Origin of the sequence: Flagellimonas chongwuensis (assembly GCF_013376415.1) — a bacterium.
In the GTDB taxonomy this organism is placed as follows: Bacteria; Bacteroidota; Bacteroidia; order Flavobacteriales; family Flavobacteriaceae; genus Flagellimonas; species Flagellimonas chongwuensis.
In genome coordinates, this window is the sequence record NZ_WYET01000004.1 from 1,061,677 (window position 1) to 1,084,809 (window position 23,133).

General features: G+C 40.7%; 15 protein-coding genes. 3 read left to right on the forward strand and 12 right to left on the reverse strand.

What is annotated here, in order from left to right; genetic code table 11:
* Window positions 1–511: 511 nt before the first annotated feature.
* Window positions 512–3,280: a hybrid sensor histidine kinase/response regulator transcription factor gene (locus GUA46_RS11930; protein ID WP_176620666.1), complete on the reverse strand. Its 2,769-nt coding sequence runs from the start codon at window positions 3,278–3,280 to the stop codon at window positions 512–514.
* 263 nt (window positions 3,281–3,543) lie between these two features.
* Window positions 3,544–4,551, reverse strand: coding sequence for an L-glyceraldehyde 3-phosphate reductase (gene mgrA / locus GUA46_RS11935; RefSeq protein ID WP_176620667.1), 1,008 nt, complete (start codon window positions 4,549–4,551; stop codon window positions 3,544–3,546).
* A 196-nt stretch (window positions 4,552–4,747) separates the two neighbouring features.
* On the opposite strand from mgrA, the gene GUA46_RS11940 reads away from it, so the two are divergent.
* The gene (locus GUA46_RS11940) at window positions 4,748–5,332 is read left to right on the forward strand and encodes a Crp/Fnr family transcriptional regulator (RefSeq protein ID WP_176620668.1); all 585 of its coding nucleotides are present in this window, start codon (window positions 4,748–4,750) and stop codon (window positions 5,330–5,332) included.
* Between the two features lie 67 nt (window positions 5,333–5,399).
* On the opposite strand, the gene GUA46_RS11945 is transcribed toward GUA46_RS11940, so the two are convergent.
* The 10 genes from GUA46_RS11945 to GUA46_RS11990 all read right to left on the reverse strand — a co-directional run bounded on the left by GUA46_RS11945 (window position 5,400) and on the right by GUA46_RS11990 (window position 20,923).
* Window positions 5,400–7,136 carry a cellulase family glycosylhydrolase gene (locus GUA46_RS11945; protein WP_176620669.1) on the reverse strand — a complete coding sequence of 579 codons (1,737 nt, stop codon included), beginning with the start codon at window positions 7,134–7,136 and terminating at the stop codon, window positions 5,400–5,402.
* Window positions 7,137–7,305: 169 nt separating this feature from the next.
* Window positions 7,306–9,525: a carbohydrate binding family 9 domain-containing protein gene (locus tag GUA46_RS11950; RefSeq protein ID WP_176620670.1), complete on the reverse strand. Its 2,220-nt coding sequence runs from the start codon at window positions 9,523–9,525 to the stop codon at window positions 7,306–7,308.
* A gap of 100 nt (window positions 9,526–9,625) precedes the next feature.
* Window positions 9,626–10,774 carry a leucine-rich repeat domain-containing protein gene (locus GUA46_RS11955; RefSeq protein ID WP_176620671.1) on the reverse strand — a complete coding sequence of 383 codons (1,149 nt, stop codon included), beginning with the start codon at window positions 10,772–10,774 and terminating at the stop codon, window positions 9,626–9,628.
* 53 nt (window positions 10,775–10,827) lie between these two features.
* Entirely contained in the window at window positions 10,828–11,574 is a 747-nt protein-coding gene (locus GUA46_RS11960) for a ThuA domain-containing protein (protein WP_176620672.1), read from the reverse strand.
* A 48-nt stretch (window positions 11,575–11,622) separates the two neighbouring features.
* Entirely contained in the window at window positions 11,623–12,357 is a 735-nt protein-coding gene (locus GUA46_RS11965; protein WP_176620673.1) for a ThuA domain-containing protein, read from the reverse strand.
* Between the two features lie 16 nt (window positions 12,358–12,373).
* The gene (locus GUA46_RS11970) at window positions 12,374–12,916 is read right to left on the reverse strand and encodes a gluconate 2-dehydrogenase subunit 3 family protein (RefSeq protein ID WP_176620674.1); all 543 of its coding nucleotides are present in this window, start codon (window positions 12,914–12,916) and stop codon (window positions 12,374–12,376) included.
* Between the two features lie 36 nt (window positions 12,917–12,952).
* Window positions 12,953–14,638 (reverse strand): GMC oxidoreductase, encoded by a 1,686-nt coding sequence (locus GUA46_RS11975; protein WP_176620675.1) that lies wholly within the window; start codon window positions 14,636–14,638, stop codon window positions 12,953–12,955.
* 54 nt (window positions 14,639–14,692) lie between these two features.
* On the reverse strand, window positions 14,693–16,228 hold the full coding sequence (locus GUA46_RS11980; RefSeq protein WP_176620676.1) for a RagB/SusD family nutrient uptake outer membrane protein: 1,536 nt from the start codon (window positions 16,226–16,228) through the stop codon (window positions 14,693–14,695).
* A gap of 24 nt (window positions 16,229–16,252) precedes the next feature.
* The gene (locus GUA46_RS11985) at window positions 16,253–19,570 is read right to left on the reverse strand and encodes a TonB-dependent receptor (protein ID WP_176620677.1); all 3,318 of its coding nucleotides are present in this window, start codon (window positions 19,568–19,570) and stop codon (window positions 16,253–16,255) included.
* Between the two features lie 201 nt (window positions 19,571–19,771).
* Entirely contained in the window at window positions 19,772–20,923 is a 1,152-nt protein-coding gene (locus GUA46_RS11990) for a FecR family protein (RefSeq protein ID WP_176620678.1), read from the reverse strand.
* Window positions 20,924–21,053: 130 nt separating this feature from the next.
* Between GUA46_RS11990 and GUA46_RS11995 the strand changes: the two genes are divergently transcribed.
* Both GUA46_RS11995 and GUA46_RS12000 read left to right on the forward strand, forming a co-directional pair.
* A complete protein-coding gene (locus GUA46_RS11995) occupies window positions 21,054–21,638 on the forward strand; it encodes an RNA polymerase sigma factor (protein ID WP_176620679.1) in 585 nt (194 codons plus the stop codon).
* 654 nt (window positions 21,639–22,292) lie between these two features.
* The gene (locus GUA46_RS12000; RefSeq protein WP_176620680.1) at window positions 22,293–22,880 is read left to right on the forward strand and encodes a hypothetical protein; all 588 of its coding nucleotides are present in this window, start codon (window positions 22,293–22,295) and stop codon (window positions 22,878–22,880) included.
* Window positions 22,881–23,133: the final 253 nt, after the last annotated feature.

Below are 23,133 nucleotides of genomic sequence, written 5' to 3' on the forward strand. Positions count from 1 at the left end.
GAAACTAATTTATCACCAATAAAAGTGATCCTATTTTGAGAATTGCTCAAATATCTACATTCAAGTTGCTTTTTCTCAGAAAGCCTTTAATGCCTTGTTTAACAGTAACTTATTTATCCATCAAAACTTAAGGTTATCATCAAGGTTTCGATAATGAAGCATTCTTTTATACTGATGTAGCATTTTGCTTTGATCAAAAAGGAGGTTTGTTTTTTATCAACAGTAGTTTTCGTTAGAAGTATAAATTTTGGGTTAAAAAAAGTTTATCAAATCATTCTAATTGATGAAAAGACATTGAATGGGGTGAAAGACCAACAGGTCTAATTTTCCGTTTTTAAATGGTAATGGCACGCTTTAGTACTTTCCTTTCACTCGCAGAGATAAGGGGTTGAACAACCATAAGGATGATGTTAATTAAAACTTTAGGTATACGTTGTTTTGTACAGGAAATTGGCACAATGCTTCAAAAAATAAAAAGAAGAAAGGTCAACCCGGAACCTGGATTGAAACCTTAGTCCATATCTGTCTGAATAGTTATGGATGCCCTATAAGAGTTGGGAGACATTCCATATTTATTTCGGAACGAAGTAGAGAAATAGTTCGGAGAGGAAAATCCATTTTTGTAAGCTATCTCCCCTATATTCAAAGTTGTTTTTAAGAGCATAATCTTTGCTCTCTCCAAACGATAATCACTTACATACTCACTTATACTTACACCCAGCAAAGCTTTTACCTTACGATAAAGTTGTGATCTTGATATGTTAAGGTGTATAGCGAGATCTTCAATATTAAAGTCTTCGTTATCTATATTGTCCTCAATAATCTTATTGATCTGGACCAAAAATTTTCTTTCTTGGTGACCCGATGTTCCTGCTTCGAGGGATGTGTAAAGGTTTTGGGTATAATAATATCGAAGGAGTTCCCTGTTTTTTAGCAAAGATTGAATGGATTGCATAAGAATGGCATAACTAAATGGTTTGGTAATATACATATCTGCAATGCCAAGCCCCTGTAAATGTGATTCCCGATCATTATTTGCCGTCAAAATAATAATGGGGATATGGGAGGTCCTCAAATCTTTTTTGAACAATTCGCTCAGTTCAAATCCATTACTGTCACCGTTTAGGTTCACATCACAGATAATGATGTCCGGTATGACTTGGAAAACCATATCGGTTGCCTCCAAACCGTCAGAAACCAATATGTTGAATTGTTTTCCAAGTTTTCGGCCGATAAACTCAGAGAGTTCTGCATTGTCTTCAATGAGCATAACCGTGTAAACTTCCTCATTACCGTCATTTCTACCAATATCGTTACCATCGGTCATTTCATTTTTGATAGTTGGGAACTCTTCTTCCAAAAGAAACTGATGCCCAGTTTGATTGCTCAACTGTTGCGCGGTAAAATGTGCCTTTCCTTTTGGTAGGCGTATACTAAAAGTTGTTCCGTTCTTACTATGCACCTCAATTGTACCTTTGTGCAACCCAATAAACTCTTTGGTAAGGTACAGTCCTATGCCCGAACTATTTTTCTTGTTGTTGGAGCCTTTAAAAAACGGTTTAAAGACTCCGTTCATTTCTTCAAGGGGTATGCCAATGCCCGTGTCCTTAAAGTTTATCGTTATACATTCTTCCTTTTTGTTCGTGGTAATGGAAATTTCTATAGAACCATTGTCCGGTGTAAATTTGAAGGCGTTGGAAAGCAGGTTATAATATACTTTTTCCAACATATTGACATCGCAGTACAACAGCACATTTTTCTCCAAACTCCGAAATCTAAAATCGATATTGCGACGAACCGCCTCTCCTTGAAAGGTCTTCATAATGGTAGCGGTGAATTCCAAAAGATTAATTTCTGTTGCCCGCACAGTGAATTTCCCCTCTTCTTGCTTGCGGAAATCCAATAACTGATTGATAAGCAGCAGCAATCTTTTTGAGTTCTTTTGAATCAACCCGATTTCTTTCTCTAAATATCCCTTTGTTTTAATAGAGGTTTCCACCATTGATTCCACCGCGCTTAAAATCAATGTGACCGGTGTTTTCAATTCATGTGAAACCCCCGTGAAAAATTGAATCTTTTCTTGATGGCTCTTCTTTAACTGATTGGCTATTTTTTGAATCTGGTTTCTTTGGATCAACACCTTATTATTGGTAAGGTTCAACTGCCTGTTCTTTTTCTTTATCACCACAATAGAGTATATGCCATAGCATAATAGCATTAAAACCACAAAGGTAAAACCAGTGGATATGTAGATAATGTTGCGTTGGGACCTGTTCAATTCCTCTTGACGGGAAATATTGGCGACCTGTTGCTCTATTTCATTCTGTTGCTGATGTATTCGGTCGAGCTGTGCCTGCATGATACCTGCATTGAACTTATCTATGACCGTGGTTTTAAGTACGACATTTTTTGGCACTTGCTCATTGTTCAATAGGCTCAAAGCCAGCTTAATCACTTCAGCACCTCCCGTAGGATACAATATCGTGGCTTCCAAAATACCTTCTTCCACCATTTCTATTCCGCCACCCGGGCCGTTCAACCCATCCACCCCAATGATTTTTATACTCTTCTCCCTTCCCTTTTCCTTTATTATCTTCCAAGCGGCGTAGGCCATTTCATCATTGAAGCAGTAAACATAATCGATAGGGGTTTGCTCCAAGGAATCCAAAGTATTTTTAAACGAATTAATCAGGAATTCTTCGTTAAGGTCTTTGATGCTCTTTAACAGGTGGACATTTTTTTTCTTATCTATTATTTGATGGAACCCTAGACTGCGTTCAAGTGCAGGTGTGGAACTATCACCTCCTTTTAATTCCACTATGCTTATGCTATCATTCCCTTTTGACAAAATATATTCGGCCGCATTTCTTCCTACTTCAATATTATCTGCTCCAACATAGGCTGTATAATCAGGTGAATTGATTTTGCGATCCAATAAGATTACGTGAATCCCAGCTGACATGGCTTTCTTGATTACAGGTATAAGGGCGTTAGGCTCTAATGGAGAAACTATGATGACATCCATGTCCTCCTCGATCATATATTCTATATCCTCAATTTGTTTAGTTGCGCTATCCTCACTGTCCAACAATTCCAAATCCACATTTGAGTATACCGAAGCCTGAATCCGCATAGAATAATTCATACTCTTTCTCCAATCGCTTATGCTGGTACATTGTGAAAAACCTATGGAGTATTTCTCTTGACCAGACTTTTCACAAGAGAAAAAGCAAGCACCCATGGTAAATAGGCAAATAATGTTTAGCAAATTAAATTTCAAAACGTATATAGATTATGTATTGGCCAAAAACCGGAATAGGTGATTTCACCTCATAAAAACAATTCAATTTAACATCGTTAAAGGGACTTTTAACTAGCATTAACCCAAAACCAATTGTCCTCTTCAACAAACATACATCAAGCCTATGCCCCTAAAATCGCGCCATATTTGGCATGCATAATAACCAACCACTTACAACGCCAAAAAAACAAGATTTGCAATTGAAAAATTCAAGAATGACCTAAAAAAATCGACAAAACGAATTAGACCTTTTCATTCAATAAGGTACTTTCAATTCTTTGCAATTCATCATTGCTAAAATCCAATTTTTGTAAAGCTTCAAGTGAATTATCCAATTGTTCGGGTCTACTAACACCTAATAGCACGGATGATACCCTTGAATCACGACAGGCCCAAGAAAGTGCCATCTGTGCCAAGGTCTGCCCCCTTCCTTTGGCAATGTTATTAAGCTTTTCTACTACTTCAAGCTTATCTTTCGTTATTTGACTTGCTTCCAATGCCCCGTTCCCACGTCCAGATGCCGCTCTTGATGATTGTGGAACCCCATTAAGGTACTTATCTGTCAACAACCCCTGTTCCAAGGGAGAAAATACAATACATCCAATTCCTTCTTCCTCCAACACATCCAATAGTCCGTCTTCAATCCAACGATCAAACATGGAATAACGGGGTTGATGGATCAAACAAGGCGTTCCCATCTCCTTCAACAATTTAGCAGCAGCCTTTGTCTCTTCTGCACTATAGCTCGATATACCGACGTAAAGTGCCTTTCCCTCCCTGACTATTAAATCCAATGCTCCCATCGTTTCTTCCAAAGGCGTTGATGGATCTGGTCGATGATGATAAAAAATATCCACATAATCCAATCCCATGCGTTTTAGACTTTGGTCCAAACTTGCCACTAAGTATTTTTTAGAACCAAAATCCCCATAAGGACCATCCCACATTTTCCATCCTGCTTTTGTACTTACAATGATTTCATCCCGATATTGGGATAAGTCAGATTTAAATATTTTTCCAAAAGTGATTTCTGCCGAACCTGGTGGTGGGCCATAATTGTTTGCCAGATCGAAATGTGTAATCCCTGCATCAAATGCTTTCCGTATAATGGTCTGGGCATTGACATAATCATCTTCTTTTCCAAAATTATGCCACAAGCCCAATGAAAATGCCGGCAATAACAGGCCACTTCGTCCACAGCGTTTATACTTCATTCTATTATATCTTTCTTGACTTGGTTGATATGACATACTTATCAATTTAAAAATTATAGTTGTTCGTTTTATGACATGCTTGGTAAAAGCACTCGCTAAAAATGATATTGCTCGATTTCGTCTTACTTCAAAATAAGTAAAACCATTTCGTCATATTGCTTTTGGCGAACCAATTCAAAATTATTAGATTCCCAAAAACTTTCAATTGAACTAGGACAATAAATGGCGGTCGATGAAAAATGAATTAAAACGTTATTTGGAGCGGTTCGTCCAATTATCCGAGCAGGAATTAAATCGTGCACTGGATTTTTTTGAGTATGCCAAAGTCCCAAAGAACACTCTTATACTGGAGTCTGGCAAAGTATGCAACTTTGAGGCCTACATAATAAGTGGCTGTGCCAGAGAGTATTTTGTAGACAAGAAAGGAAACGAGCACACAGTTGAATTTGCCATTGAGGATTGGTGGATAAGCGAAATCAATAGTTTTGAGAATTCCAAGCCCAGCAAAGTAAGTATTGAGACATTGGAGGAAACAGAATTATTGATGCTCTCTCTGGAAGCCAAACAAGATCTTCTTGATTCCGTTCCCCAATTGGAACGAATGTTTCGTATTATGATGCAGCGACATGTGCACGTACTCAAAAATAGAATGCTACTCCATTTATCCGGTAATGCCATGGATCGATTTCAAATGTTTTTAAATCAATATCCAACCGTTGTTCAGCGGGTGCCCCAGTATCACATCGCATCATATTTGGGCATTTCAAAAGAATTCTTAAGTAAATTGAGGAAAAGGGTAGGTAATTCCTGCAGTTGAATAATCTTAAATTTTAAATCAGGTCCAATTCTATTTTATCGACATCTGACCTTCTTCATTTTAAAGATCATTGCTTTTTAAACTCCATATAATTTAAGTTGAACCCACCTGTTTCGAAGATAATTTTGATGTGATGTATACCTTCTTCCAATATATAGCCTTTGGAAGTATAGGTCCTATATTGGGTATTCCCACCTGTAATGGGAAGTGTGAGGCTTTCTGAAAGCCGGTTTCCGTCCACGCTAAGGTAAAATTTCCCATCGGCCGCTTCACTTGAATACCTGACATCCATAACATATGTACCCGTCTGGGCCACATCCACTGTAAATTGTAACCATTCCCCTTCATTTATATCGAATACTTCATAACCATTGGTGATGTTGTCCGTGGAAACTTGAATATCAACCCCATCATTTCTCATTTTACGACCTTTGTTCCATTGTACCCGTTCTCCGGTACTCACCCAATAATTGACATAGTCCCTATCCTTGTAAGCATAATTATTGGTGCCCATGTCATATTCTGTAGCATATATTTTCCCTGGTATACCATGTTCTTTATATGCTTTTGTTTCAAATGTCCCTACCTGCCGGAACATAGCATCCACAACCCCAGGTTTAACCGTGACATTTTCCATTTTATAGTTGTCGGCAAGTTTCATCAAGGCATCGATGGCAAACTTTCTTGATGGTTTTTCGCCCCCATTCTTCCAATATTCCAATAGCGTTGCAAAACCATCATTTTTGGTAACATTTGTCACCCCTGCTATATTATTCACTTTTTTCATTGGCCAGAATGCCCATCCAATATTATGGGACTCCATTAGTGCCAATGCATCTCTGAACCAAACATTGGAATTCTCTCCACTCTCCCCTAGCCAAATAGGGGCATTATACTTTTCTCTATACCCCAAAACTTGCTCAATAGAAGCTGTTGTATTATAGTTCCAGTACTTATGAAAGCTGATGACCGTATTATCGTCCCACAATGGAAAAATACCGTTGTAATTGTTTCCCCAACAATTTCCCTCTATAACCACGATGTGATTTTTATCGATTTTTCGGATAGCCGTGGTAACATCCACCATCAATTTTCGTAGGGGAGCATTGTGCTCTTCATCACAACCATTAGGGTTTTCTCCTTCGAAATTCCAGTTAGGCTCATTGATTATATCATATCCCCCTATCCATGGTTCATCTTTATATCTCTCCGCTATCTTTTCCCAAAAAGCTATCATTTTTTGTTGATTGGCCTCACTCTCCCAAAGTGATGGCTTTGTTGCATCATAGTCGGAAATATTCGCGTCATGGCCCTGCCCCCCAGGAGCGGCATGAAGGTCAAGTATAAGGTACATCTCATTGTCCTCGCACCACTTCAGGAGGTTATCGGTCATTTCGAACCCTTTCTCCAACCATGTAATTTCATCGTCTTTCTCTGCCTCGATAGGAGGTGTATACAGATTATAGTGCATGGGCAGCCTCACCGAATTGAATCCCCAAGACTTCAAGGAGTCTATATCGCGCTTTGTTATTCCGCTGGCCAAATAGGCATCATAAAACTTTTCCATACCCTCCTCGCCTACTAGCTCCGATATTTTTTGCTTAATAATATGTTGGGGGCCAGCAAAATCAGCAGTTTGCAACATATATCCTTCTTGAACCATCCATCCTCCAAGTCCCAATCCTTTAAGTAACACATTCTTACCATTTCCATCAACAATTCGCTGTCCGTCAGTATGTAAAAACCCCTGTCCATGGGCATATATGCCAAACAATATTGATATTACCAAAACTATTTTTTTCATGATGTTGCCTATTTTGTTACATCCAAATATAATCAGAATTGATCTTGTTCATCTTACCCATAAATACCGTTTCAATGAAATACCAGTAGCAACTTATTTTTATGGATTCGCAAATTACCCTCTGCCAAATTTCTAATCTCAAAAACGTACCAGGATAGCCCATTCATTTTTATAATGTCAACCAATAATTGAGCTTAAAAATTATTCCTCTGTTCTTGTGCTTTAAAAAGGGACTGCTGAAATAATTGTCCGAATAACCAATAAAGAAATCCGACATTGGAGCATAACGCCATTGCAACCTACTATTTACATTAAAATTGTCCTGCTGGGTGTTATACTGCAAAAAAGTGGTCCAGAACAATTTATTGGAAAAGTTGATTTCCGTTCGTTGGTTCACCAAAAGAAAATTCTCGCTCACAAAAGGTTCTGGGAGCCTAAGGTCATTTTGCTCAAAAGTCACACTAAAATTGCCCCAAGGTTGTGCCCTATAGGTCAATCCTGCCAAATAGCGGTTCAAGTTTCCGTTGTAAAAACCTCCTATCTGTACTTGGGTCTCAAAGGCCAATGACTTACGGGCATCTGAGGTATACCCTACCCTAGCCAAGGTATGGGTATACAGATCTGGAGGCAGGGGCGGTCCAGAGGTGAACAGTGTGGCATATAAAAGTTGCACTCGGTTCCTCTCCATTTCCAAGGTAAATTGCCCGGTATTTTCAAACATGGTGGCGTATCCCACTAAAAAATTCCCTTCATTAAAGGTCCAATCGGGGTTCCAATCCCCTCTATAATGGACGGTAAATTGATGGGCATTTACCTTTTTGGACTGTTTGGGCCTTATAATGTAACGTACCCTACTGAAAAGGTGCTCGTACCCCAGCCGTATAATGGTATCATTCGCCGCATCGTAGTTCTGAATACGCTCTAAAAAACCGATATCCGCCGTATAATCCGTATCTATTCCGAAGTAATCCAGAAAAATATCCCAATTACGATTATTGTACAGTAGTCCAGCATTCCTGAATGTATTGACCCCTTCTGTTGGATTTTTGGACAAATGAAGACCTACCCATGGATTCAAAGTTCCCGAAAGGTTTTTGTAGTTGAGTTCCAAGCCTGCATTGCGGCCATAGTTTTCATCATCAAAGCCCTCATTTTTTACCACAGCCTGCCTGTTGGTTACATAGCCCTTGATCACGGAACGATCAAAAACACTTTGATTAAAGGCAAAAATGCTATAGTTCTGCGCAATGCCCTCATCATTGTGCTGGGTCTGAAGATTCAATAACCCCAAACGGAAACTCTTGCCCAAATTCCCACTTATCCGGGCCCCATACGAAATGGGTATGGGCTGTGCATTGCTGTCCAATCCTATGGCTCTGGTAAAAATAGGCCGAGCCGGTGGGCTTCCAAAATTGGTGAATAAATCATTGTTTTCAAGAAAAAATGGTCGCCGTTCCGGAAACTGGAGGTTGAATCTGGTAAGGTTGGTCTGTTGCACATCCACATCTATTTGTGAAAAATCGGGATTTACCGTTAAATCCAAATTCAAAGAGGACGTAAGGGCAACTTTGGCATCAAAACCACCATCAATCTCGTACTCATCCTCTGCTTCAACATCTTCCGAATCATGATAAGATGAACCGCTCACATAAGGAATCAATGAAATATTCGTCCCTGTCTTGTTCGGTGGGGCATCCCAATACAAAGCACCGGTATATCCTATGTCATAGCCTTCAAAATTTACGGGAATATTGGTCCATGAATATACTTCGTTACGTTTTAGATCATTTCTGAAAAAATTGATGCCCCAGGTTGTGTTCTCGGCCTCAAACCTCAACGTTTTAAAAGGTATGGCCATTTCAACCACCCACTTATCCTCGTGCTGCTGTACGGCAGAATACCATTTGTTGTCCCAACTAAAACTAAGGTCGGACAGGGCCGTAGGACTGATCAGGTCTTCGGACTGTACATTCATGGGACTTACCCCAAATAGGAATCCATTGGAACGCCTGTTCACGGGATCTATAACCACACCAAATGCGTCGCCCTCAAAAAAACGACTGTCTCGTTTTAAAGTCTGGACCACGTAATAACTGGTATCCCTACAGACGGCAGAAATATAGAGGAACCTGTCATCGTAGGTCATTCGCACCTCCGTTTCTTTACTGGCTTTCTCGGAATCCCTTGGAAACTTTAACCAAAAATTGCTGGCCACAGAGGCCTGTTGCCAACTTTCTTCGTCCAAATTGCCATCGACCTCAATATGGGAAACGGCTTTTTTAATTCGAAGTTGGTACTTTTTTTGGGGATCTTCCGAAATAGTATTTTGAGCATTTACGCCCAAAATTGGCAATAGGAATAGTGTAAACCAGATGTTGACCTTGTTCATATAAACAATGGATTATCTTGTGTTTGAAAAGTGTTCGAATACTATAAATACTGGGGAAAACCTTTATACCCCTACGAAAATTGAAAAATATGGGCCTTGATCAGCTATTATTTCGGTATTTGTTGTCCGATGGATTTGGCTGATCGTTTGAATTGATCAAAATATAGCTGTGAGATTCTGGACGGGCGCCATAAACAGAAATTTTTATAGCAGCTCCCCTTTGGTTTTTAAGTTGCATAATGCCCTGCAAATCCCGTGTATTTCTGTGTACTTTCAGCTCTTTGAGCGATGTCATCGTAGCAAGGTCGGTAATATCATCAATAAACCGAACTCCTCGCATATCAAGGGTTTCCAAAGGATTTCCATCAAATTTGAACGCGGTGACCTTACTGTTTTGGGAAATATCCAAAGATGTTAGGTTGTTCCCACTACAATCCAAATGGGCAAGTCCTTTAAAATAGGCTATCCCTTGCAAGGATTTTATATTGGCATTGGACACGTTCAATCCCTGTAGAAAAAGAACATCGTTATGTTTGGTGTTCAAAAAGTCCCCAACAAAGGCATTAGGTATCATTTCCTTGAGCACTTTTCTGAAATTTGCATCCGGTATTTCTGCCAATATCGAAGTTTTGGAAACTTGTTCCAGTGGGTTCTCCGCAACTATCAATCGTTCCAATTTAGGATTTTGGGATAAGTCCAAAGAAATTAATTGGTTCGCTGCACAATACATCACCTCCAAATCTGGATTATTGCTGATATCCAAATCCTTCAAATCATTGTATTCGCAATACAGTTCCTTGAGTTTTTGATTTTTACTGATATTCAATGAGGAAATTTGGTTGTCCCCACAATTCAATATCATCAATTCCGGGTTTCCTGATACATCCAATGAAGTAAGCCGGTTCTCCCAGCACACAAAGGACTTGAGCTTTTTATTTTTGGACAGGTCCAAGGTTTCGGCAAGGTTATAGGTACAGTTGAACTCTTCAAGGGCTACAAAATATTCTATCCCTGTAAAATCTGTAATTTTCTTATTGATCACATTAATTCGGGAAAGGGTTTTCACTTCCTCGCTATTGATGTCCATACGGTCGCCTTTAAAAGCCGTTGGAATTTTTTCCTTCAGATAAGAAACAAATTTTGCATCGGGAATTTTCACATATTTTGATTGTGCGGTCACTGTATTGATGCTCAACACAAAGAGCAGTATTCCTGAAAAAAGGATATGAAGATGAGTATTGTTGGACATTGGTTTGGTTTTTATGTTAGTGCGTTTCATTGAATGATTTATCTTGATTTTTTTCAAAAAGATGCCGTTTCAGCATCCTTTCCCATGGCGTACAATAGGCCGGCCTCCAGATGCTTCCTAAAAATGGCATCGGTAAAATGGTACGAAAAATGACCCAGAGCGGTGTAGAACGACCTGCCGCCCTCAAAATCCCTGATCCAGGCTATGGGGTGATTTTTTCCATATTCCCCACCTATATAACTGGCCTCATCGGCCCAGAGCAATATGGTGAGACCTTCTTCAACTTGGCTGAAGTTGTACCATTCATCCTTCCAGACCATGTGTTCGGGAAAGTCGCGATTTATGGGATGCAGCAAATTTCCCCGTAAAAGAACACCTTCTTTTGGCTCTGGGTGGCTGCTAAAGGCACCTCCAACCATCTCTTGGTACCAAGGCCAAGTACGGGCACCCGCCGATGCACCATGAACGCCCATAAAACCACCTCCGGAATGGATATATTCCTTAAAGGCTTCCCGTTGTTCCTCATTTAGGACGGAGCCATTGGTACTTATAAAAACCAATGCTGCATAGGGTTTTAATTTTTCCGAAGTGAACCATTCCACATTCGAGGTCGTATCCACTTGGATGTTCCTCTTCGCCGCTATTTCTTGCATGGCCTCAACACCTGCCGGAATTGAAGCGTGCGCATATCCACGGGTCTTGGTAAAAATGAGAATACGATCCGCTTTTTGGCCCCACGTCATCAATGGAAAGATGATGGCCAATAAAAATAAAACGAGTAAAGGTCTTTGTTTGCTCATGCACTATTTTTTAAAAGTCCGGCACTTTTCTAAAAATGCCTTTTGTGTTCAGTTTTTCCCAATGGCATACAAAATGCCGTTTTCCAAATAATTAAGGTATGTCCTATTGGTATAATGGTATGAAAAGTGGCCAAGTGCCAAATAAAAAGACCGGCCACCATCATACTCACGGTACCAACAAACAGGGTGGTTTTTAGCTACCTCGCCACCCGAATACGAGGCTTCATCAATATGGAGAACTACATTGATATCGTTATGTATATCCCTGAAATTATAGAACTCATCCTTAATGATCCATGGACCATTTTCAGCTTCAAAGAGCAGATTGCCCTTTGATACGTTTGTGACCAATCCTTCTTGGGGCTCCGGATGGTTGGCCTCTGTACCGCCTATCAACGACATATACCAGGGCCAATTGCGATCGGCAATGCTGTGTACGCCCACAAACCCTCCTCCAGAACGGATATATTCCTTAAAAGCGTCCTTTTGGATGGAATCTAGGACACGGGGCCCGGCACTTATCATTACCACGGCCCCATATCTGCTTAGATTTAGTCGATTAAAATCTTCAGGATTGTCCGAAACCTCAACATACAACTTGTTCTGCTCCCCAATTTTCTTCACTGCCTTGATTCCTGCTTCTATGGCAGGTCGATGAATATTGTTGGGGGTCGTTTTTGTGAACAAGAATATACTATCAATCGGTATTTGTTGGGCAACAATGCAAGATGTCCCCATCATCAACAAAACCGACAAAACAACTATTGGCTTCAAAACGTTCATATCAATTTTGATCATTTTAGTATGAGAAAAAACACCAGGCCCAAGCCTTGTCCCCTTCCTTATAATCTGCACATCCATCAAATTTGCCTGGCACTTCGGTATATCGAAGTGCTTCCTGCATGCCTATTTTGGATGTGAAATACACATATACACTCAACTCCTTAAGATTCACGTACAATTCATCTTTCTGGGTATCCCAAGGGGTAAGAATCTCCACTCTTTGGGCTGGGTCAAGTTCCACAAAAGGAGTATTGAACTTGTTCTGGCTCTCTTGATCGATATCCCCCAACAGCATGGCTACGGCTTCTGCAGTCTCTGGTGTGTAGCAATCATTTATAATAGTTTGCATTACCGGACCATTCCCCGCTGCCTTGGCCCCGGGCGAATCTTCAGTAGTGGGCAGAAGTGTGTCCGAGAACTCTCCTAACATCTCGGCCATATCGCCTTGATAGGCCACACCTCCTTTGCTGGTATTTTTACAGGAAGTAAGCCAAGATGGGACCAAAATTGTGGATCCTACGATAAGCGATGTCTGTAATAGGGCTTTTCTTCTATTCATTTTGTATGATTTTTAGAATCCTTATTTCTTGTTTATCTATAGATTACGACGTTTGAGTTCCCCCACCGCAAAATTGACCGCTCTGGCCGTTAGGGCCATATACGTTAATGAAGGATTTTGACACGCTGAGGAAACCATACAGGCCCCATCTGTGACAAATACATTCTTGGCATCCCATACCTGATTGTGCTTATTGAGCACCGAGGTCTTGGGGTCTTTTCCCATACGGGCAAGGCCCATTTCGTGTGTGGCACCAATTCGTCTATCCCCGACTTTTCTTCCTTCTTTTTGCTTAACATCCTTAAAGCCCAAGGATTCCAACATCTCCACAGAGGTTTTTGCCATATCCTTATCCATTTTGATTTCGTTTTCCTTGGCTTCTGCATCAATTTCGACAAGTGGCATGCCCCATTGATCCTTTTCGGTATCGCTGATGGAGATTTTATTTTCATGATAAGGAAGCGTTTCCCCAAATCCTGTGTATTCAAAGCCCCATTGTCCAGGTTTGGTCAATGTTGCCTTTAGTTCCGTCAACGGAATGTCGTCCACTATGTACTTGCCCACATAGTTTTTACCAACACCCCCGGCACCATCCCTTCGGGCATTTCCTTGGAAGTCATAGCCCCCGATAAAGTCCTGTTTGTCGTTGCCCACATTTCTAAACCTTGGGATGAATATTCCATTGGGACGCCTTCCATAAAAGTATTTGTCCTCCATGCCCTCGAACACGCCCCAAGCTCCAATTCCATGATGATCCATAAAATTATGGCCGAGTTCGCCACTGCTACTTCCCAAACCTTCGGGCCAAATATCTTTGGCAGAATTCATCAATATATAAGCTGAGTTTACATTGGATGCACATAAGAACACAACCTTTGAAGTGTATTGGATAGTTTCCTTGGTCTCTGCATCAATGATTTCGACGCCGGTCGCCTTTTTACTGTCCTTATCGTATAGTACTTCCTTCACTATTGAAAATGGACGCAACGTGAGATTTCCTGTGTTCATCGCCGCTGGCAAAGTGGAGGATTGTGTACTGAAATATCCGCCAAAGGGACAGCCCAACACACATTTGTTCCTGTAGTAACAGTTACGGCCCTTATGCGGTATGGATACGTTTGCCGTACGACCAATGAAGAAATGTCGATTGTCCCCATAGATCTTTTTGAACCTTTTCTGCATCTCCTTCTCCAAACAGCTCAGTTCCATTGGTGGCAAAAATTCCCCATCCGGTAGGTGGTCAAGTCCTTCTTTGGAGCCACTGACCCCTATGAATTTTTCCACTTTACTGTACCAAGGTTCCAAATCCTTATAGCGGATGGGCCAGTCAATGGCGATACCGTGCTTGGCGTTCTGTTCAAAGTCAAGGTCGCCCCAACGGTAGCATTGTCGCCCCCAGACCAAGGAGCGTCCACCCACTTGGTACCCTCTGTTCCATCGATAGGGTTTTTTCTCTATATAGGGATAGTCCTTTCTATTGACGAAAAACTCCCGTACTGCATTTGTTTTTCCTTCTTCGACCATTTCCCGGGTCAACATGCCCCTATGCTCAAACTCAAAAGGTTGTTTGGTGGCATTTGTATAGCCTTCAATATGTGGAACATCGCGTCCACGTTCCAGCATCAATACTTTTAGACCATTTTCGCAGAGTTCCTTTGCGGCCCACCCTCCGGTAATACCGGAACCTACTACAATGGCATCATAATCATTTGCTTGTACCATGAATCCTAATTTGTTGGTTTACGTTTATTCATTTTGTGTGATTGTCCCGGGCAATCAATACCCGGGATTTTGCTCTAAATTTGGATTTACGTCCAAGGTTACCTGCGGTATGGGCATCAACAATTTGTACTCTGCCAAATTTCCAACATAGGGCAAGGGCACCAACTCCCCATTTGAATCCCTATATTGCTCGCTTTGCAGAATACTGATCATCTCGGAGCTGCTCACCATTCGCTTGAGGTCGTACCACCTGTGGCCTTCATAGGCCAGTTCCAAATAGCGCTCGTGCAATAGCTTTTCAATGGCATCGTTCTCATCGTTGAAGGTAACATCCGGTAACTCTACCCTGTTTCGAACCATATTGATATAGGTTTCCGCAGGGCCCAACTGTCCTTTTCTGACCAAGGCTTCCGATTTCAACAAAAGAATGTCGGAAAGTCGGAACCAATAAAGGTTTTGATCTCTGGTTACAATCCTGAACTTGTTGGGAAATGGAAAATGATCCGATGACCAATAGGGATCTGACCATGGAACCACGGGAACAGATTCGAAAATACCTGCATAATCTCCTTCATTGGGATACTTTTCAGGAACTTCGTCCGAGAACACAATGGTAGTTTCTCGTCGAATGTCATCGTTCTCATTTACATAGGCCTCATACAATGCATGAGATGGTGTGTCGAACTTTTTGTATTGGGTGCCAAAAAAGATGTTCACTGAAATTCGCGGTCCTCCAAGGGGTTGGTTGTATCCGTCAATGACCCAAATGCCTTCAGAATTGGCTTCATGTTCTCCATCCCACAGAAAATCGTAGGTGTCCACCAAGGCCCTGCCTTGCGCGGCAAGATCACAGTTCTCTATCACCTTGTCCCAATCTTGTCCGCCTGGCCAGGTCGCATATATTTTGGCCAACATGGCATAAGCTCCTCCTTGATTTGCCCTAAGACTGTTCTGATCGGAACAAACAGGTAGGTTTTCCTTAGCATAGTCCAAATCACTGACCATTAAGTTGTAAATATCATCATAAGATGATTTTGCAGGAAAAAGGTCGGCGTAGATCTCTTCAAAATTTTCCGAATTGATCGAGGTGACCGAAGTGGTAACAATAGGAACTTCTCCCCACAACTTGGTCATCATAAAATAAAAATATGCGCGGAACAAATATGCAGTTCCTTTGATCTCACGTTTACGTTGGTCGGACAAATCCGCTACATCATCCACATTATTGATCAATAAATTACATTGAAAAATAATGTTGTAGTAATAATCCCAATCCCTAAGAACGTTGGCATTGGTGGTTAATGTACGGTATTCGTCCTGTTGAAAATTGTTCGGGTTATCCCCTCCTGCATAGGCTACATCGGTTTGCCCATCTGCATTTGTTATGGGGTCGAACACAACACGGTCTATTCCCAACGAGGCGTAAATGGAGCCTACTTTGGCCTCTGCGTCGGCAGCATCCTCAATGGGAACAATGGCTTCCTGTACGTTCTCGGTTATGGGTTCGGTATCCAAATAATCTTCACACGATATCGCTGTAAGGGCAACGATAAGTAAAGTTTTTATGTAATATCTTTTATTGTTTTTCATGATGTATACTTTAAAATTTTAGAACTACAGACGCGCTTTTATTCCCAAAATGAAGGTCCTGACCTGTGGATAGGTTCCATAGTCTATTCCATAGGTGGGGTTGCTCCTTCCACTATAGGCATTTACTTCCGGGTCAAAACCGGAATAGTCCGTGATGGTCAACAGGTTTTGCCCTGTTAAATACACATTGAAACTGTCCATTGAGAGTACATTGTTGAACTTATAGCCCAACGTAAGGGACTTTAACCTTACAAAAGATCCATCTTCCACAATCCGGTCGGATACCACCACCGATTCCAAATCGTTGACTCTTGGAACATCTGTAATGTCCCCTGGGTTTTGCCATCTTCTGAGCACATTTGTGGATTGGTTCCTAAAATCCACCATGGATTCCAAGTCCAAACGTGTCGCATTCATTACATCGTTGCCTACAGACCCAGAGATCAACATATCCAAATAGAAATTTTTATAGGTAAAGTTGTTGGTAAACCCGAAAGTAAAGTCCGGATGGGGATTGCCTATGAATGTACGGTCTCCCGCATCAACTTTTCCATCATTATTGACATCTTGGAAAAGCAATTTTCCAGTGGCGGGATCTACCTGATCTACTTTATACCCAAAGAAAGAACCTATAGGCTGTCCCGGTGTAAGCCTTGCAGCGTACTCGGTGGTCCTTTCAAAAAATCCTAGGGTAAATGCCTTTACATAACGAATGTCGTCCACATTGTTTCGGTTTATGGAAACATTCAAGGAAGAATTCCAGTTTACATCCTCTGTCTGTATGTTCCAAGTATCCAAAGTAAATTCCAAACCTTTGTTGGTCAAATCACCAGCATTGACCAAGTAGGGTACGGATGCATTGAAGGGAAACGAAATGTTGAGCAATAGGTCTTTCGTTTTTCTGTAATAGGCATCAACGGTTAGACTGACCCTGTAATTGAATAGACTCAAATCAAGTGCCAAGTTGGAATCATCGGTGGTTTCCCAAGTGAGGTCGGAGTTTTCGAACTGGCTCAACGAATATGTGATGGGCTCTGGAATAATCCTGTCCGGTCTTGAGATGGCATAGGAAGAATATGGTGGTATGCCGGAAACGTTACCGGTTCTACCCCATCCTCCCCTTAACTTAAGTTCGCTAATGGTTTCACTATCCTGCAAAAAGGACTCTTCGGAAAGAATCCATGCTGCCGAAACACCGGGCGAAAAGGCCCATTTATTATTCAATGCCAATTGCGAGGCACCTGAAGCACGAAAAACCCCAGAGAAAATATATTTGTCCTTAAGTGTATAGTTCACTCTTCCGAAAACTGAGGCATACCTTACAATATTTTCGTGCACAGATTCTGCCTTGGTCTCTGCTAGGTTATAATTGAACTCCCTTAATTCTATCGGAAATCCGTTTCCTGCATATCCATGTCGCTTATACTTGAACTCTTGGATGGAGTTACCTACCAAAAAGTTGAACTGGCTGCCTCCAGAGGTCAATTCATAGCTTAAGGTGTTCTCTATATTGTAGTTGCTTTGTGTAATCTCTGATCGAAGTGCCGGCACCCTGGTATCCAAAGTAGTAGAGTTTGGGTTGGATAATGGCGCATTGGCATTGGTAGGTGGGCCTGCTGTGGCAGCTAGCCTTCCATAGGCGGACCTGTACCTATCCGTGAATTGATCTCGGGTAGATTGTGTATCATCATAAGTAAAACTAGGTTTCCACACCAAGCCTTCGGCCAATGTAATGTCCAGTCCAACGCTGCTCATGTACCTGTTCACCCAAGTTTCATCCTGTGCCGAGGCAAATGCCAAGGGGTTTTCCCAGGAGGACTGGAAAGGGTTAAGGGCAAATTGACCGTCACGTTCCCCATCTTGATTTTCATTTCTTACCCTAAGGTCATCTGCAAATACAGGTAAAAATGGTGGCGTGGTAAATGTACTGAGCAAAACACCTCCCCGTGCAGAACTAACATTGTCCGAGGTATTGTTCAGATAGGATCTAATATAATTCAAGGTGGTGTGCAATTTTATCCCTTTGGATATATCCACGTCTGCATTGATTCTTCCGGAAAGTCTGTTGAATTTTGAAGAGGCCATGATGCCATCTATAGACTGATAGCCCAAGGATGCCAAAAGTCTGAATTTTTCAAATCCCTTGGTATAGGAAAGGTTGTAGTTCTGGTCTACCCCTGTCCTAAAGACTTCATCTGTCCAATCCGTACTGATGCCTTCATATTTTGGGGAATTCACCACATCGAGGTAAGATGGGCGGATTTCTCCTACAAGCTCTCTGTACTGTTCTAGATTAAGGACATCTATGGTCTTCACCACATTGGATACTCCTACGTAGGAATTGAAGTTCAACTGACCTTCTGTTTCGGCCGTTGCCCGTTTGGTGGTTATCACCACGACCCCTGCACTACCGTTTACACCATATATGGCCGTGGAAGTAGCATCTTTAAGAATGTTCATGTCCACAATATCCGCTGGATTGATTCCGGATATATCGTAGGTTTGGATTCCATCGACAACATATAAGGGCCCTGTACCAGAATTGATTGAGTTTGTTCCACGGATTTTAACTTCCATGGTGGCCCCGGGCTTACCCGAAGGCTGAACCACGTTAACTCCAGCTGCATTGCCTTGAATGGCCTGAGAAACATCAAAAATTGGTCGTTCCTCAAAGGTCTCGGCCTTTACGGATGAAATGGCACTGGTCAAATTTTTACGGCTCATGGAACCATATCCTACAACAACAACCTCATCCAGTCCTGCTGCACTTTCTTGTAGGATTATCGAAATACTTGATTGACCGTTCACGGGAACCTCTTTGGATGCAAACCCAATGTATGAGACTACCAACGTTCCGTTCCCATCTGCTATGTTCAAGGTAAAATTTCCATCAAAATCGGTTTGTGTTCCATTGGAGGTTCCCTTTTCAACAATATTGGCTCCTCCCAACGGTATATTTTGGGAATCCAAAACCGTACCGGACACTTGGAATTGAACGGGTTTTTGTGCATCTACTTTTCCACTACTATTACGTAAGGGCGGACTTTTGGTAAGGATTATTTTCCTGTCCAGCACTTCATATTGGGTATCCATATCACGAAACAATTTGTTCAGCACTTCCTGAATGTTTGCTTTTCGGAATTTTAAGGATACTTTTTGATCAAGGTTAACGGATGTAGTTTTAAAAATAAACGTGAATTCTGTCGTCGATTCTATCTCATCGATGACTTGGGCTACAGTGGCCGATGGCATGTCCAAGGTGATCTTGGTCACTTGTGAATATGAATTTTTGGCTTGTAGCGATAAGGTAATCGTAAACAATACAATGAGCGATACCTTCATTTTGAGGTGTAAATTTAGTGTCCAAGGCGAATCATGCCCAGACTTCCATAAGCTTTTCATAACTTTGGTTGAGTTTTAGTGATTAATTTTTGTAATGGGTCACTGACTTTTCGGGAAATGGTGTCACATTTCCCGTTTTTTTTTTGACGTGACGTCAGTAAAAGGGTGAGAGTGTGAAGTTCATAGGAATGTTTAGTTTTATTAGTTAATTACTACTTTGTTTTCGACTATTTCATAGTCAATCTGATAAACCTGCTTGAAATAATTCAAGACTTGCTCTATTGATTCTTTTTCTGTTTCTATAGTGGCATTGAACCTTTCCTTGGTCAATTTTTCATTGTTGTTTATAATGGTCACATTATAGAACCGTTCCAATTTTATAAGGATATCCCCAAAAGACTCGTCCCGTATGACAATGTTCCCATCTATCCACGATGTATATAATGCAGTATTTACCTTTTCCTTGGAGATATCTTTTGTGGTTTGATCAAAAGAGCCCATAAAACCGGGTTCCAAAATCATTTTACTACTTTTTGGAGATTCACTGGCCGTTTCAAGACTTACCAGTCCATCAACCAAAACCACTTCGGTACTGCTCTTTTCACCATAATTGGAAAGATTGAACCGGGTACCCAATACCTCAACATTAAGATCGTTTGCCCTCACCACAAAAGGATGTTCCTTATCGTGGGCAACTTCCAAGAAAGCTTCACCTTCCAAAAAAACCTCTCTTTTGCCATTGTGCGAAAAATTGACAGGGTACCGTAGTGAGCTCCCTGAGTTTAGATGAACCTTTGTGCCGTCAGAAAGTACTATATTGAACCTTTTGGCATTGGGCACTTTTAAGGTATTGTAGACCAATTCCCCATCAGCAGTCTCTTTTCCGTACTCCAATGTATTTCCTTTTTTTGTCCCCAACCATTTTCCGTTGGAAGTCTGTATGTTCGCATCATCGTCTGTATTGAGCACTTTCACCTCGCCATTGCCCAATTTTAAGGTTATTTGATCGGTTCGGGGAACAATGCTTTGCTGTGGAATTTCTTTCCTTTTATAAAATTCATCCTTAAAAACATAGCCCATTCCCAAAATAAAGATCACTATTGCAGCATAGCGAAGAAAGGTTGTCGTAGTTCTACGGAAGGCATAATTCTTCTCCTTCCTAATTTCCTTCAAAAGTTTTTTCTTTATTTCCTCCTTGTCGGTCTTGTTCATTGAAATTGTAATTGCAAAATGTGTTTTCACATATTCCTTAAAGGTACGAGCATATCTTTCATCTTGAACCCAATCGTTCAATTTGTCCAGATCCTGACTATTTGCCGAATCGCACAAAAATTTTACAAGAAGGGATTTCATGTTCTTCGTTTGCTTTTTAATTGCTCGTTATATGTTATTACCAAGCAAAATTACAATACCCTAATTTTTTATGTATTTTTTTTTAATATTCTCAAAATTTTTACTTTTAGTTTCAGAATACTCTGATATCATGAAATATAACCACAACAAACTACTGGTAAAAGATTTAAACAACGGTAAGGAAAAAGCTTATGAATATCTTGTGGATACTTATGGGGACAGGATGTATGCATATGCTTTGACTTTGGTAAAAAACCCTCCCTTGGCCAAGGATATCGTTCAAAATGTATTCTTGAACACATGGAAGTTCCGAAAAAAGTTGAGCAGCGAATATGAAATTAAAAACTTCCTTTTCAAATCGGTGCATAATGAGTTCATCACCCAGTACCAAAAAGACAAATCCCAAATGGTGCTCCAATACAAATACATTGAAACACTAGATCAGATCATTGAGGAAACGGACGAAAGTTCCATTATTAAAATGATTAAGATAGTTTACAATGAAATAGAAAAACTTCCTCCAAAATGTAAAGAAGTTTTCTATCTGAGCAAAAAAGAAGGGTTGACCAATAATGAAATTTCACTACATCTAGGGATTTCGGTTAAAACTGTGGAGGCCCAAATTACAAAGGCTTTCCAAATTCTTCGTGTAAAGCTTGGAGAACAATTTGAATCCATCTTTATACTGGTATTTGGGAAACCACTTTTATCATAAATCATGGGCACAAAGTTTCTAAAAAAATAAGGGAGGCAAATGAATGGCCTCCCCAATAACTAAACTTAAAATGCATCTATGTTTTTAGTATCATGCACTTTACCGAACAAAAAGTAAGTTTTAAAAAACTACTATCTGTCTTATGTCTATAATACCGACCTCAAAGTTTTAACCCCTATAAAGTTCCGTTTCTTTAACATTTCTTTAGGAATTGAAAACATATTGACCCTCAAGGAACGGTGTTCCCCACAGCACATTTAAAAGGCCATCGTTAAAGCTATCCGCTTCCGATAATCTCGACCCCAATCAAATCCTTATATCAAAATCTTGCTGGTAGGCGAACCATACCGTTTTTTAATAAAAAATTGACCTCTAAGAATCTTCAAGGGGTCGGCGTTCGAACTGAATGAACCGCAAAAATTCGTTACATCTTGAAAAACAGCATCAGACTGCTTTTTCTCCCACACTTTTGTCATCTGGAACTTGTCCCTAATTTAAAGGAATCATTTTTTTGACCCATAAGCATAAAAGACTTGCCGATCATAATTCAGAATTCATCGCAGACTATTCCCATTTCATCGCAAGGCCCACAATATCAAAACTTTAGTTCATAGGTTTGTTCTAGAATCATTCATCATTAAAAAACAAAACTTCATGAAATCAGTACAAAGAAATCTCATCGCAGTATGTATCCTAATGATAAGTGCAACAGGTTTGACCAAGGAACCATCTATCGATTTAACTATCAGTACGGATTCAAGCTCTCTGCTGGTTGAATCTACCGCTTCGGATAGTGCTACCCAAATCCGCTTGTTGGACGCAAAGGAAGAGACAATCCATCGCGATGAAATCGTAAAAGGCAAACATCAAAAGAAATATATCCTAAAACATCTGAAGGCGGGAACCTATTATTTCAAAGCCAACAATTCTGACGGTGCGGTGACATTCACCCTTGAATTGGATGCCAATGGTATCCATCAAATTTCCAGAAGAACCAATACGACATCCCCCAACTTAAGAGTATCCGGCCAAAAAGTGTATTTGAGTCTCCTAAACAAAGACAAGTCATCCATCAAAGTAAAAATATGCAACAGTGAAAATAAAGTCATAGATAGTCAGGTAGTCCGAGGAGAATTGGCGGTGGGCAGAATCTATAATTTCCAAAGTGCATATCCTGGAGATTATACGGTGATTGTCGAGGATGGTACAAACGAATACCGTAAGACCATTTCCGTTCGGTAACCATCGTACCCTTTGAATTACTTGTTATTAAAGGCCTTTCAATAATAGGAAGGCCTTTTTTAGGTACCGGCAACTTTAAAACCATCGCAACCTAGCAATGTCCGATAGCACAAAAACGTCCCTTATGCCAAGAAATACCTTTTGTACAACCCTTATCAAAGATACCCTTGGGCAGAACAAACACTATTACAGCATGTGCCCTATCGACCGATTGCTTTCATTGATCGGGTATTTTGTATTTTCAGGGTATTGT